Origin of the sequence: uncultured Martelella sp. (assembly GCF_963677965.2) — a bacterium.
Taxonomy (GTDB): domain Bacteria; phylum Pseudomonadota; class Alphaproteobacteria; order Rhizobiales; family Rhizobiaceae; genus Martelella; species Martelella mangrovi.
Map to the genome: position 1 here is coordinate 227,696 of NZ_OY782683.2, position 12,444 is coordinate 240,139.

14 protein-coding genes are annotated in these 12,444 nt (G+C 62.2%); 10 read left to right on the top strand and 4 right to left on the bottom strand.

All coding sequences use genetic code 11. The annotated features are described in order from the left end of the window. Positions 1 to 80: 80 nt before the first annotated feature. The gene (locus tag ACHZCU_RS22055; RefSeq protein WP_319520456.1) at positions 81 to 1,169 is read left to right on the top strand and encodes a glycoside hydrolase family 172 protein; all 1,089 of its coding nucleotides are present in this window, start codon (positions 81 to 83) and stop codon (positions 1,167 to 1,169) included. Between the two features lie 222 nt (positions 1,170 to 1,391). Further along, a complete protein-coding gene (locus tag ACHZCU_RS22060) occupies positions 1,392 to 2,324 on the top strand; it encodes an iron-siderophore ABC transporter substrate-binding protein (protein ID WP_319520457.1) in 933 nt (310 codons plus the stop codon). Between the two features lie 8 nt (positions 2,325 to 2,332). Here the strand turns inward: ACHZCU_RS22060 and ACHZCU_RS22065 are convergent, their stop codons facing one another. From ACHZCU_RS22065 to ACHZCU_RS22075, 3 genes are read right to left on the bottom strand one after another with little or no spacing between them, the layout of a single operon-like run. Next, positions 2,333 to 3,133 carry an ABC transporter ATP-binding protein gene (locus tag ACHZCU_RS22065; RefSeq protein WP_319520458.1) on the bottom strand — a complete coding sequence of 267 codons (801 nt, stop codon included), beginning with the start codon at positions 3,131 to 3,133 and terminating at the stop codon, positions 2,333 to 2,335. Continuing rightward, positions 3,126 to 4,139, bottom strand: a complete 1,014-nt coding sequence (locus ACHZCU_RS22070; RefSeq protein ID WP_319520459.1) for an iron ABC transporter permease — start codon at positions 4,137 to 4,139, stop codon at positions 3,126 to 3,128. The genes ACHZCU_RS22065 and ACHZCU_RS22070 overlap by 8 nt, the downstream gene beginning before the upstream one ends. After that, a complete protein-coding gene (locus tag ACHZCU_RS22075; protein WP_319520460.1) occupies positions 4,136 to 5,131 on the bottom strand; it encodes an iron ABC transporter permease in 996 nt (331 codons plus the stop codon). Before ACHZCU_RS22075 ends, ACHZCU_RS22070 begins: the two co-directional genes overlap by 4 nt. Before the next feature lie 97 nt (positions 5,132 to 5,228). Here ACHZCU_RS22075 and ACHZCU_RS22080 point away from each other — a divergent pair, with 97 nt between their 5' ends. From ACHZCU_RS22080 to ACHZCU_RS22095, 4 genes are all read left to right on the top strand, one after another. Beyond that, positions 5,229 to 6,137: an iron-siderophore ABC transporter substrate-binding protein gene (locus ACHZCU_RS22080; protein ID WP_319520461.1), complete on the top strand. Its 909-nt coding sequence runs from the start codon at positions 5,229 to 5,231 to the stop codon at positions 6,135 to 6,137. A 325-nt stretch (positions 6,138 to 6,462) separates the two neighbouring features. Further along, positions 6,463 to 7,269, top strand: a complete 807-nt coding sequence (locus ACHZCU_RS22085) for an AraC family transcriptional regulator (RefSeq protein ID WP_319520462.1) — start codon at positions 6,463 to 6,465, stop codon at positions 7,267 to 7,269. 66 nt (positions 7,270 to 7,335) lie between these two features. Beyond that, positions 7,336 to 7,737 (top strand): DUF2000 domain-containing protein, encoded by a 402-nt coding sequence (locus ACHZCU_RS22090; RefSeq protein WP_319520463.1) that lies wholly within the window; start codon positions 7,336 to 7,338, stop codon positions 7,735 to 7,737. 185 nt (positions 7,738 to 7,922) lie between these two features. Next, positions 7,923 to 8,423, top strand: a complete 501-nt coding sequence (locus tag ACHZCU_RS22095) for a DUF1566 domain-containing protein (protein ID WP_394706166.1) — start codon at positions 7,923 to 7,925, stop codon at positions 8,421 to 8,423. Between the two features lie 311 nt (positions 8,424 to 8,734). On the opposite strand, the gene ACHZCU_RS22100 is transcribed toward ACHZCU_RS22095, so the two are convergent. Then, the gene (locus tag ACHZCU_RS22100; protein ID WP_319520465.1) at positions 8,735 to 9,205 is read right to left on the bottom strand and encodes a MarR family transcriptional regulator; all 471 of its coding nucleotides are present in this window, start codon (positions 9,203 to 9,205) and stop codon (positions 8,735 to 8,737) included. Positions 9,206 to 9,385: 180 nt separating this feature from the next. Between ACHZCU_RS22100 and ACHZCU_RS22105 the strand changes: the two genes are divergently transcribed. Genes ACHZCU_RS22105 through maiA form a run of 4 tightly spaced genes read left to right on the top strand, consistent with a single transcriptional unit; the run spans position 9,386 to position 12,421 of the window. Further along, positions 9,386 to 10,453 carry a cupin domain-containing protein gene (locus ACHZCU_RS22105; RefSeq protein WP_394706179.1) on the top strand — a complete coding sequence of 356 codons (1,068 nt, stop codon included), beginning with the start codon at positions 9,386 to 9,388 and terminating at the stop codon, positions 10,451 to 10,453. Further along, entirely contained in the window at positions 10,450 to 11,046 is a 597-nt protein-coding gene (locus ACHZCU_RS22110) for a maleylpyruvate isomerase N-terminal domain-containing protein (protein WP_319520467.1), read from the top strand. Before ACHZCU_RS22105 ends, ACHZCU_RS22110 begins: the two co-directional genes overlap by 4 nt. Before the next feature lie 26 nt (positions 11,047 to 11,072). After that, on the top strand, positions 11,073 to 11,774 hold the full coding sequence (locus ACHZCU_RS22115; RefSeq protein ID WP_319520468.1) for a fumarylacetoacetate hydrolase family protein: 702 nt from the start codon (positions 11,073 to 11,075) through the stop codon (positions 11,772 to 11,774). Next, positions 11,774 to 12,421: a maleylacetoacetate isomerase gene (gene maiA, locus ACHZCU_RS22120; RefSeq protein ID WP_319520743.1), complete on the top strand. Its 648-nt coding sequence runs from the start codon at positions 11,774 to 11,776 to the stop codon at positions 12,419 to 12,421. Before ACHZCU_RS22115 ends, maiA begins: the two co-directional genes overlap by 1 nt. Positions 12,422 to 12,444: the final 23 nt, after the last annotated feature.

The window sequence follows — 12,444 nt, forward strand, 5'->3', positions numbered from 1 at the left end:
AGGCTGGTTCCATGTCCACGAAAACCGGCGCCCCGCAAATCATGCGGGGTTAGCCGGACTGAATGCAGCAGGACTATAGAATGACAAATTTCAACGGACTCGGAATGAGCCTCGGTAATCTCTCCAGACTTTCAGACGCCCGGTCGCGTTCGATCTGCCCGGAAAATCCCTCGGGCGAACCGGGCGGCGCCTGCCGCGCCACCGATGGCGTCAGTGCCGATGCAAGCTCCGAATTCGGCAGGCCGGTCAAGGTTTCGCCGTTTATCGAAATCGGCCCGGGCGAAACGCGGGAACTGGCGGATATAGAAGGCCCCGGCGCTATCCAGCATATCTGGATGACGCCAACCGGAAACTGGCGCTTCACCATTCTGCGGATTTACTGGGACGATTGCGAAATGCCGTCCGTGGAAGCGCCTGTCGGGGATTTTTTCGGCTCCGGCTGGGGCTCGTTCGCACAGCTGACCTCCACCCCGGTCTGCGTTAACCCGGGCAGCGCTTTCAACTGCTATTGGGAAATGCCGTTTCGCAGGCGTTGCCGGATCACGATGACGAATATCGCCGAAGAGCAGATGGTGCTCTACTATCAGATCAACTACACGCTGACCGATGTGCCAGATGATGCGGCCTATTTCCATGCGCATTTCCGCCGGACCAACCCCATTCCCTACAAGTCGGATTACCACCTCATCGACGGCATAGAAGGAAAGGGCCATTTCGTCGGCATGTATCTGGCGTGGGGCACGAACAATAATGGCTGGTGGGGCGAAGGCGAGGTCAAATTCTTCATCGATGACGATGCGGACTATCCCACCATCGCCACGACCGGTCTGGAAGACTATTTCTGCGGTTCATATAATTTCGATCCGAGCCCCAAGCATGACCGGGCCTATGTCACCTACACCACGCCCTATGCCGGCCTGCACCAGCTGATCCGGCCGTCTTCCGATTATCAGACGCAGTTCCGCATGGGCATGTACCGCTTTCACATCATGGACCCGGTCCGTTTCGAAAAAAGCCTTTCAATCGACATTCAGGCGATCGGCTGGGGGTATAACGGAAAGTGGCTGCCGATGCAGGATGACGTTGCCTCGGTTGCCTTCTGGTACCAGACCCTGCCGTCAGCGCCGTTCCGGCCGCTACCGGAACGCGAACGTCTGTTTATCGCCTGATACAGGTCCATGAAAATCGTATTCAGCGAAGCATTTCATCGATCAGAAAACTGATTGTAAACGACATGTTCGGTGACGGATGCTTAATGTGCGGGTCCTCATTTCACAATGAAACGGCTGCGCGCTTGCTAGCGCCTTCGGACAACAGCGTGCCGTTGACAAATATGATTTTTTTACTCAGGTATGGCCGTGACAATTGCAATTGTTTCGGGGCCTTCGTTCATGTCATTCAAGTTTGTTGCGGCCGCGCTCATCTCTCTGTGTCTTTTCTCGGGAGGGGCGGCGCGCGCTGAAATCACGATCGATCACGCGATGGGGTCGACCACTGTGCCTGATCGGCCGCAGCGGATCGTCACGCTGACGAACGAAACCACGGAAGCCGCACTTGCCGTGGGTGTGGCGCCGGTTGGCGCGACCCGTTCCTGGTATGGCGATCCGTGGTATCCGCATCTTGGTGACAGGCTGTCCGGCGCCGAGGTTCTGGGCTCCGAGCTGGCGGTAAACCTTGAACTGGTCGCAGCCCTTCAGCCCGATCTCATCATCGGCAGCCGCAAGCGGGATGAGGAAATCTACGGCCAGCTTTCGGCGATCGCGCCGACCGTTTTCGTGGAAGGGCTCGGTGCGTGGCAGGACAATCTGGCGTTTGTTGCCAACGCGCTGAACCGCAGTGCGGAAGGGGAGGCGGCGCTCGCCTCCTATGAAACCCGTGTCGAAGCATTGCGTGCCGGACTTGGCGAACGCACCGGCGAGCGCATCTCCGTTGTGCGCTTCGTGCCGGGCCAGACCTATCTTTATCTGGAAGGCAGTTTTCTGGGCCATGTTCTGTCCGATGTCGGCTTTTCCCGGCCCGTCCAGCAGCAGGGTGATGGCCTCTCGCTTGCGGTGGGGCGCGAGAGCATTCCGGACATGGATGGCGACCGGATTTTCTGGCTGACCTATGACAGCGGCGACGGCAAGGGACAACAGATGGCGGATGCGTTTCTGTCGGACCCGCTGTGGGTCCGCCTCGGCGCGGTCGAAGCCGGGCGCGTCCATGCGGTGGATGACGGCGTCTGGGCGACGGCGGGCGGCTGGTTTGCCGCGCAGGCCATGCTCGATGATCTTGCCGCAGTCTATGATGTGACCCTGCCGCCGGCGGCAAGTGCCGGCCGGTAGAAAAACGGTCAGACCGTCGCGCCCGGCCGGGCAAAGGGCACGATGACAGGCTTGTCCTCGCCCGGCAGCGCAAGCATGCGGCAATCGATGTTGAACACGGCGCTGATCCGCTCCGCCGTCAGCACTTCGGATGTCGGCCCCTCGGCGGCAATCTTCCCGTCATCGAACAGGACCACGTGATCTGAGTAGCGCAGGGCGTGGTTGAGGTCGTGCAGAACGATGACGAAACTGCGCTTTTCCCGCAGGTTCAGCACGCGCAGCAGATCGAGGATTTCCAGTGCGTGGCAGATGTCGAGATGGTTGGTCGGCTCGTCGAGGAAGATGCGCGGCGCCTCCTGGGCCAGCGTCATCGCGATCCAGGCGCGCTGAACCTGCCCGCCCGAAAGCTGTCCGAGGCTGCGCTCGCGAAGGGCCTGCAACCCGGTTTTCTCCAGCGCGCGGTCGACCGCTTGCGCATCTTCGACGGAGGGAGCGGAGAAACGGCTGCGCCGGGCGTAACGGCCAAGCATGACGAGATCCGCGACCGTCATGTCCGAGGGTGCGTCGGGAGACTGGCTGAGCATGGCGATTTCGCGCGCAAGCTCCCGGGCGGTCCAGTCGGCAAGCGGCCGTCCGGCGATGTCGACCGTCCCGGATTGCGGCATGTGGAGCGCCCGCAGCACTTTCAGCGCGGTGGATTTGCCGCTGCCATTCGGTCCGCAAAAGGCAATCACCTTTTCTTCGGGGAGAACGAGGTCGATCTCATCGAGCGCCCTGAAGCCGTCGTAATCTGCCGAAAGCGCGGTGAGGGTGGCGAGGGTGTCAGCCATTGCGTCGATGCCTCCTGAGGACAAGCGAGAGGAAAAGCGGCGCGCCGATCAGCGCTGTCACCGCGCCTGCCGGCAGTTCCAGCGGGCTTGCAATCGTGCGGGCCAGCGTATCGGCGGCGAGCACCAGAATGCCGCCGATGAGCGCGGTGGCCAGCAGATATCCGGGCCGGAACTGCCCGTGAAACAGACGGGCCGCATGCGGCGCGATCAGGCCTACGAACCCGATCGCGCCGACCTGCGAAATCGCAAGCGCGGTCAGCAGAACCGAAAGCACCAGAAGCCCGATCCGGCTGCGGTCGACCGCCAGCCCGGTCGTCATCGCCGTCTGCTGATCGAGCACGATCTGGCGCATCGGCAGGCGCATGAGAATGAGGACCGGAACGCTGAGGGCAAGCCCCGCGGCCACCACGCCGACATCCATCCAGTGGGCGGCGCTGACGGATCCGGTGATCCATTGCAGGGCCTGGCTGGCGCGGTAGACCGGGCCGACGATCATCATCAGCGTAACGCAGGCCTTGGCCAATGCCGCAAGGGCGATGCCGTAAAGAATGAGCCGGACCGGATCGCGACGGCTCCGATCGGCGAGCGTCAGCATTCCGGCGAGGAACGCGAAGGCACAGGCGCCAATGACGGCGGCCACCGGCTGCCAGTGGATCGAAACCGTCAGCACATTGGCCTGGTCGGAAAAAAGCCAAAGGAAGGTGACCACGCCGAGTGCCGCGCCATCGGTGATGCCGAGAATGGAGGGGGCGGCCATGGGGTTGCGCAGCGCGCGTTGCAGCAGCGCGCCGGAGAGGCCGAGCGCCATGCCGGCAAGGGTGGCCAGCGCAACGCGGGGCAGCCTCAGCGTCCAGACGATGATTGCATCGGTCCGGCTGCCATGGCCGAGCAGTGCCGCCGTCACCCGCGAAGGGCCGATAAAGCTCGAACCGAGCCCGGACGCCAGGATCAGGCAGCCGGTCAACAGCAGCAGCAAGACGGCTATACGGAACGCAGTATTCCTCACACACCGACCTCGCGCAGCCGCTTTGCCCGCAGCAGATGGATCAGGAAGGGCACGCCGACAAAAGCCAGCACGGCGCCGATGGGCGCTTCGCCGGGCGCCACGATCAGCCGCGCGAGAATGTCGGCGAAAACCGCGATGATCGCGCCGGTCAGCATGGTCAGCAGCGCTAGTGCGGCAAAACCCGGCCGCTGTGCCGTTAGTCGCCGGGCGATGTGCGGGGCGATCAGGCCGAGAAAGGTCACCGGTCCCGACATGGCGACCGCGCCTGCTGAAAGCAGGGCCGCCAGCGTCAGCGCCACAAGGCGCGTGCGGGCCACATTGACGCCGATGCCTCTGGCGCTGTGATCGTCGAGCCGCAGCGCATCGACGGAGGGGGCGAGCAACACCGCGCCGGCGACAGCGGCGATGAGCGCGCCGCCGCCGATCCAAAGCAGCGGCAGCGGCCGGTCGGCGAACCCGCCGGAAAGCCAGAACAGCAGGGTTTCAAGCGCCGTCTCGTCAAGAAGCAGGATGAGCTGGGTGAGCGCGGCGAGCATGGCAGCCACGGTCACGCCGACAAGCAGGATGCCGGTTGGCCCGGCTTCGGGGCCGAGCGCGCCGGAAAGGCCGAACACCAGCGCTGCCGCCGCCAGCGCGCCGGCAATGGCGATAAGGCCGATGCCGGCAGTCGAAAGGACGCCAAACAGCACAAGGCCAAAGGTGACCGCGAAGGCGGCCCCCGCATTGACGCCCAGAAGCCCCGGTTCGGCAAGGGGATTGCGGGTGACGGCCTGCATGAAGAGGCCCGAAAGCGAAAGCGCGGCGCCTGTCAGCACGGCGTTGAGCGTGCGCGGCAACCGCAATGTGCGGATGATGATGTCGTGCGTGCTGTCGCCGCCGCCGGCAAAGGTCGACCACACCGTCGCCGGGCCATAGATGTGCACGCCGAGATGCAGGCTGGCGATCACGGCAATCAGCAATGTCAGAAGCAGCAGCAACAGGGGGCGTATCACGACCGTTCCATCCTTTTTGTGGACGATTTGGCATTGCGGAGTGGAAAGGTCAACTTTAAAGAAAAATATGAAATTGATAATCAACTTGAGGAATCATATGTCGTCCTTGTTCAAATTCGCCACGCTCGTGGCTCTGGCGATAGGCCTCTGCTCCGCGCCCCTTTCCGCGCGCGAGGTGAAGGATGCCATGGGGACCGTGAGCGTGCCCGACGAACCGCAGCGAGTGGTGGTTCTCACCAACGAGGGAACGGAAGCCGTTCTGGCCCTTGGCGTGCAGCCCGTCGGCGCCGTCAATTCCTGGCATGGCGACCCCTGGTGGGATCATATCGAGGAGGCAATGGGCGATGCCGTGCCTGTCGGCAAGGAAACGGCGGTCAATCTCGAACTGGTCGCAGCCCTTGAACCGGATCTCATTCTTGCCAATCGCCAGCGTCACGAGGAAATCTATCCGCAGCTTTCCGCCATTGCGCCGACGGTGATGTCGGAGGAGCTGCGCGGCGACTGGAAGGTGAACTTCGAACTCTATGCCGAAGCACTCGGGCAGGAGGAAAAGGGCAGGGAGGCGATTGCCGGCTATGACAAGGCCGTTGCCGATCTGCGCTCGAAACTCGGCGATGCCGTCGATGAAAAGGTCTCTGTCATCCGTTTTCTGCCGGGACAGATCCGCATCTATCAGCTCGACAGCTTCTCAGGCGTGCTGTTGAAGGATATCGGCTTCGCTCGGCCCGAAAACCAGAACGTCGACGCCTTCGCGATCCGTACCGGCAAGGAAAGCATTCCCGATATGGATGGCGACCGTATCTTCTACTTCACCTGGGAAACCGGAAACGGCGAGGGCGAGGCGATGGAAGAAGATGTGTTGAACGATCCGCTCTGGCAATCCCTTTCCGCGGTTCAGGCCGGCAGGGTCCACGCCGTTTCGGATGCTGTCTGGAACACTGCCGGCGGCATCATCGCAGCACGGCTGATGCTCGCCGACATCGCCCGGATCTACGGCGTCGAGTAACGCGTTTGCCGATGATGACCGCCCCGGCTGCTCTGCAATCCGTATGCTTCGAGGCAGACCGAGGAATGCCGGGGCATCGTTGTCTGTGAAGGCTTCGGAAGCTCCCCCGTTCGCATGTGTGCGAGCGGGGGGCAGGCACCCTGGTCTTGATGTCCCCGAGCGAGTGATATCCCTGAACCGGCAGATGATTTCAATGCGGCGATAATCGGGATATATCCGTTGATCGAGGTTCCGAAATTGCTTCGTGAAACCTAGGATTGGACGGGTCCTGTCGATCAATGCACACCTGTGCGCATAGACGACGCGCCGCAAGATATACGGGTGCATGCAACACAATCGTTATCATCATCTCGGGTGGCTTTACGGCATCGATTTTTTCGAAGCTGCCTTCAGTACGCAGACCTTTTCCCGGCATGCACATGAGGGCTTTGCCATTGGTGCCATTGCCGAAGGTGCGGGCGGTTATCTCTGCCGTGGTGAAAGCATGGTCCTGCCCGCCGGCTCGCTCTCGTTGATGAACCCGGAGGAGGCTCATACTGGCCACGCAGCCGCCGAGCGGGTGCGTTACAACATGCTATATGCTTCCGAGGCGGCGGTGCGTGCGGTTCTGGGTGTGCGAGAGCTTCCCGGCTTTGCCGAGATCGCGCCCCGTGATCGCGGTTTCCAATTGTCCGAGGCTCTGGCTCGGCTTGCCCAATGCCTCAACAGTGTGCAGATGGCCGATCATCGGCTGGCCGTGGAAGAGGCCGTCCATGCGGTGCTGTCGCAGGCTTTTGCGCATTACGGCCGTGCCGTGCTGCGCCGGCCGGGAAATGAGCCATCTGCGATACGCATCATGCTCGCGTTTATCGAGGATGGCGTTGCCGCCGGCAAAGCGTTAAGCCTGTCCGAGCTCGCGGCTGCGGTCGACCTGAATCCGTCCTATCTCATCCGCAGCACCGTTCGTGCCACCGGCCTGACACCGCGCGGCCATGTGGTCCGCGCCCGTCTAGGCCATGCCCGTCGCCTGCTGCTCGATGGCGCGCCTGCGGTCGAGGCTGCGGTTGCGGCGGGTTTTTACGACCAAGCCCATCTGATCCGTCATTTCCGCCGCCAATACGGCGTGACGCCCGGTGCGCTCATCCGGCACTGAAGGTCAATTTTGTCCAAGACCCGGTTTCCATCCGCATGACATGGCGTCGTGCGAAAGGATACTGCCATGTCATTCAAACCCGCGATTATTCTGGATGAAACGCTGCCGACCGGCCTCAAGGCGAATTTCTCCGCTGTTCTGGCCATGAGCCTGGGAAAACTGCGCCCCGATCTTGTCGGCGCGGATACGCCCACCGAGGACGGCATTGCCCTTGCCGGGATCACAACCGTCGCAATGCCGGTTCTCGGCGCGCCGGCACAAGACCTGCCGCTTCTGTTCGCCAAGGCCGTCGATCTGCCGATCCGGCTGGCCTATATGCGTGCCGCTTTCGTAGCGCGCGACTATGCCGACTATACGGTCCGGATCACTGCAGAACCCCTGGATGCGCATATCCCGCAGGCTGTCCTGCTGGCCGGGCCGCGCAAGGCCGTGGACCGGATCTGCGGTTCCCTGCCGCTGCTGCGCTGACAGGATGACCTGATCACTCCGTCGGTCCCGTTGGCACCGTGGCCGACGGTCTTTGCTTCGACATTCCCGCAATGAATGATTTTCGAAAAATCATGGGATGCGCGCTGTTTTCTGCCACAAACCAAACGTACCGGCTCCGATCTGATGATTGGTCGCCCCGATCAATTTCGATTCAAGGAAAAATCATGCGATCCGGCGTTATGTCGACCCTCTTCCTGTCTCTTCTTTTTCCGCTCAACGCTCATGCGAACTGCATCACGGCGGATGGTTCCGGCTTTCTTCTTCAAGGGGATGAGGCGACGAACCCTGAGCACGGATTGACCTGGAAAAGATGCGCGGTCGGCATGCAATGGGACGCCGGAGCTGAGACCTGTTCGGGAGAGGCGCGCGGCCTTGGATTGAACGCGGCGATTGATTACGCAGGAGCGCAAGGAGAGGGGTGGCGCGTCCCGACCGGGCGGGAACTGGAAACCCTTACCCTCGACACGTGCGAGGGGCCAAAACTCGATACCGTTGCCTTTCCCAATATCGCTGCCACCGACTTTGGCGACGGAGCGCTGTTCTGGACATCCACGGAGGCAATGCCGGACATGTTCTATTTCTTCGACTTCACCAACGGCTTCGTCGACATGCACAGCCAGGGCTTCCACCTGTCCGTTCTGCTCGTGAAAGACAGTGCCCGTTAGAGACAGGAACAGGAATTGTTCTCGCAGACGCGCCAAGAACGAACGGCTCATGAACGAACAGGGTGATCACCCCGGCGGGGCGTTTTGCAACAAGCCCTTTCAGGGCCCCAGATTTCTGACAAAGCTCGCCCCTCGTTCTTTCGTCATACCGGCCTTGAGCCGGTATCCAGGGCCGCTTGTTGCCCGCTTCCAGAAAGAGTCTTTGCGCGCGAAAACTTGGCCCTTGCTGGCTTCCGGCTCAAGGCCGGAATGACGGCGGCGGAGGCAAAGCCGTGATTGCTTACAGGGTTTGTCAGCAGTCTGAAGCCCTTTCAGGGCTCGTCAGCCGCGCGCCGTAACGGTGCGCGGGAAAGCTCATTATTGGCGTCGGTCAGTTTGCGCAACAGCACCATAAAGACCTGTTTTTCCGCGTCGTCCAGCTCTTTCAGAATGACGTTCTGGGTTTCAAAAACGGACGGCCGGGCGCTGGCGAGAAAGGCATGCCCCTCCTCGGTGAGTTTCAGGGTCCGTGCCCGCCGATCCGATGCACTCACCTTGCGTTCGATCAGTCCTCGTCCCTCAAGGCGCGCAATCACACCGCCGATCGTCACCCTGTCATAGGCAATCAGCCCGGCCAGTGTCGCCTGATCAATCCCGGGATTGTCCTCCAGCGTCGCCAGCACGGCAAACTGCACCGGCGTCAGGTCGAAACCGGCCGCACCGGTCTCTGTCATAAAGGCGGATACGGCGATCTGCTGCAAACGGCGGATCAGATGTCCCGGCAAGTCGTCCAGATTTGTCATGTTTTCCCTCTATCGCATCAGCCGGCAAAACGAAACGGTTTTGCCCAACCGAAGTCCTCCGTGCGGCGCCAGCGCCGCCTCCCGATATAATAAGTATACGCATTAATTATTGACACCAGTCAATATAGTAAGTATACGACCTATATTATCGAATTCGGGAGGAGACATTCGATGGATACGATGCAGCGCGAGGAAAGCGCGGAACTCGATGCGCTTTATGAGGCTTTCCGTAAAAATCACCTGAACCCGCTCTGGACCCAGATCGGTGACCTGATGCCGGAGCATCCGAAGCCGAAAGCCGTGGCTCATGTCTGGAAATGGGCCGATCTCTATCCGCTTGCGCAGCGTTCCGGCGAACTGGTTCCGGTCGGTCGCGGCGGAGAGCGTCGCGCCATCGGCCTTGCCAATCCGGGGCTTGGCGGCGAAGCCTATATCTCGCCGACGCTGTGGTGCGCGATCCAGTATCTCGGCGGCAAGGAAACCGCGCCCGAGCACCGTCATTCGCAGAACGCCTTCCGCTTCGTCGTCGAGGGCGAGGGCGTGTGGACGGTGGTCAACGGCGATCCGGTGCGCATGAGCCGGGGCGATTTTCTGCTCACCCCCGGCTGGAATTTTCACGGCCATCACAATGAAACCGACGAGCCGATGGCATGGATCGACGGCCTCGACATCCCGTTCTCGTTCCAGAACGATGTCGGCTTTTTCGAATACGGCTCGGAGCGGGTGACCGACTACGCCACGCCCGCCTTTTCGCGCGGCGAACGGCTGTGGTGCCATCCGGGCCTGCGTCCGCTTTCCGGTCTCGAAAACACGGTCTCATCGCCGATCGGCGCCTATCGCTGGGAGTTTACCGACCGGGCGCTGACGGAGCAGCTTCTGCTGGAGGACGAAGGCCAGCCCGCGACCTTCGCTCAGGGCCACGCCGCCGTTCGCTACATCAACCCGACGACCGGCGGCGATGTGATGCCGACGATCCGCGCCGAATTCCATCGCCTGCGCGAAGGCGTGGAAACGGCAACGCGCCGCGAGGTTGGGTCAACCGTGTTCCAGGTCTTCGAAGGGCGCGGCGCGGTCGTGATGAACGGCGAACGCACCAAACTGGAAAAGGGCGATATTTTCGTCGTTCCGTCCTGGGTGGCGTGGTCGCTCGAGGCCGAAACCCAGTTCGATCTGTTCCGGTTCTCCGACGCGCCGATCATGGAACGGCTGAACTTCAATCGTACGCTGGTCGAAGAAGCCACGGCATGAGCAATCTCGATGAGGCACGCCGCGCGCTGATCGCGCGTCAGGGTCCGGGCGCGCGCTATGATGCGCCCGAGGCCCCGGCGGATATGCTCGCGCTGGCGCGCACGGGCACGGCCTATTTCGCGCGGTTTCTGAACCGTCTTTCCGACCGCGCGCTTTACGAAAGCAGGACGGCAGGCGGCGATACGCCCGCGCATGTCGTCTGCGTCGTTTCCTATCAGGCCCGCGCCATCGCCCGTCAGGCGGAAGCCATCACGGCCGGTGAGCCGGCGCCGACGCTTTATGACAGCGCGGACCAGAGGCAGGCGACGATCGAGCTTGGCGCGACGCTGCCCGCGCGGGCGCTGCGCCACCTCTTCGACCATTCGGCGGTTCATCTCAACGTCGTCTGGCGCGACCTTCCGGGCGAAGGCTGGAGCGCCCCGGCGCCGGATGCCGATGGCCGCATGCAGCCGTTTACCGACAGCGTGCGCGCCCGGGCCTGTTTCATCTGGTCCGCCGCCTTCGATCTCGGCAATGGCGCGCGCCAGCGCGACGTCCCGGCGGCCCTGCGCGCTGCCGGATGCACCGAATTTGCCGCCCAGGGCGCGGCATAAGACATGATCACGAAAGGAATTTCTGGATGACCAAAGAGGCTTTGTTCCCGTCTCCCGCATGGCCGAGCGTTCCGGTGAAAGGCGAAAGCGCCGCATACCCGGTTCATCGCATTTTCTGCGTCGGCCGCAATTATGCCGCTCACGCCGCCGAGATGGGCGTCGAAGTCGACCGCGAGGCGCCGTTCTATTTCACCAAATCGGCGTTGATGACACAGGCCACCGACACCACCATCGCCTATCCGCCGGGAACGGAAAACTTCCATTATGAAATGGAACTGACCATCTTCATCGGCAAACCCGTTTTCCGCGCCGATCCGGCAACAGCCGCCGCCGCGATCTACGGCTATGCCTGCGGTCTCGACATGACCCGCCGCGACCTGCAGCTTGCCGCCCGCGCCAAGCAGCGGCCCTGGGATCTGGGCAAGGATGTGGAACAGTCCGCCGTCTTCGCCGGGATCACCAAAGCCGACGCCTTCGGCGAGATCGGCCCGCAGCGCATCCATCTCGAAGTCAACGGCGACGTCAAACAGGACGCGCATCTCTCCGACCTGATCTGGAAGGTCGACGAGATCGTCAGCGACCTGTCGCATTACTACCACCTCGCGCCGGGCGACGTGATCATGACCGGCACGCCGGCCGGCGTCGGAGCGGTCGTTGCAGGCGACGTGATCACCGGCGGCATTGACGGGCTCGATCCGATCAGGCTGACGATCGGAGCTGCGGAATGATCCGCTTTTACGGTTATTTCCGCTCGTCTTCCGCTTATCGCTGCCGGATCGCCTTCAATCTGAAGGGTATCGACTACGATTTCGTCTCCGTGCATCTGAGGAAGGATGGCGGTCAGCAGAAGAAAGAGGATTACCGCGCCCGCAACCCGCAGGCGCTGGTGCCGACCCTTGAGGACGGCGATTTCACCCTGACGCAATCGCTCGCCATCATCGAATGGCTGGATGAAACCTATCCCGAGGGCGTCCGGCTTGTTCCCGAGGACAAGGATGTGCGGGCAAAGGTGCGGGCTTTTTCGCAGGTTGTTGCTTGCGACATTCACCCTCTTCAGAACCTGCGCGTGCTCGACTACCTCAAGGCCGAATTCGGCGCTGATCAGGCCGCGCTCGACCGCTGGTGCGGGCGCTGGATCGGCGATGGTCTTGCCGCGTGCGAGGCGCTTCTGGAAAGGGAGCCGCCGTCGACCTTCGCCTTCGGCGAAGACCCGACGCTGGCCGATATCTGTCTCATTCCGCAGGTCTTTTCGGCCGAAAGGTTCGGCGTCGACCTTGCCGCCATGCCGCGCGTGCGCGCCATCGACGAAGCCGCAAACAGACTGCCCGCCTTCGCTGACGCCCACCCGCGCAATCAACCCGACGCGGAAGCCTGAAACGGGCGGAAGGCCAGGCGCAA

Excerpts from the sequence above, each read along its gene's own strand:
- ACHZCU_RS22080 (WP_319520461.1), top strand. The coding sequence starts at position 5,229 with ATGTCGTCCTTGTTCAAATTCGCCACGCTCGTGGCTCTGGCGATAGGC.
- ACHZCU_RS22115 (WP_319520468.1), top strand. The coding sequence starts at position 11,073 with ATGACCAAAGAGGCTTTGTTCCCGTCTCCCGCATGGCCGAGCGTTCCG.
- ACHZCU_RS22065 (WP_319520458.1), bottom strand. The coding sequence starts at position 3,133 with ATGGCTGACACCCTCGCCACCCTCACCGCGCTTTCGGCAGATTACGAC.
- ACHZCU_RS22085 (WP_319520462.1), top strand. The coding sequence starts at position 6,463 with ATGCAACACAATCGTTATCATCATCTCGGGTGGCTTTACGGCATCGAT.
- ACHZCU_RS22100 (WP_319520465.1), bottom strand. The coding sequence starts at position 9,205 with ATGACAAATCTGGACGACTTGCCGGGACATCTGATCCGCCGTTTGCAG.
- ACHZCU_RS22105 (WP_394706179.1), top strand. The coding sequence starts at position 9,386 with ATGCAGCGCGAGGAAAGCGCGGAACTCGATGCGCTTTATGAGGCTTTC.
- ACHZCU_RS22110 (WP_319520467.1), top strand. The coding sequence starts at position 10,450 with ATGAGCAATCTCGATGAGGCACGCCGCGCGCTGATCGCGCGTCAGGGT.
- ACHZCU_RS22055 (WP_319520456.1), top strand. The coding sequence starts at position 81 with ATGACAAATTTCAACGGACTCGGAATGAGCCTCGGTAATCTCTCCAGA.
- ACHZCU_RS22060 (WP_319520457.1), top strand. The coding sequence starts at position 1,392 with ATGTCATTCAAGTTTGTTGCGGCCGCGCTCATCTCTCTGTGTCTTTTC.
- ACHZCU_RS22095 (WP_394706166.1), top strand. The coding sequence starts at position 7,923 with ATGCGATCCGGCGTTATGTCGACCCTCTTCCTGTCTCTTCTTTTTCCG.
- ACHZCU_RS22090 (WP_319520463.1), top strand. The coding sequence starts at position 7,336 with ATGTCATTCAAACCCGCGATTATTCTGGATGAAACGCTGCCGACCGGC.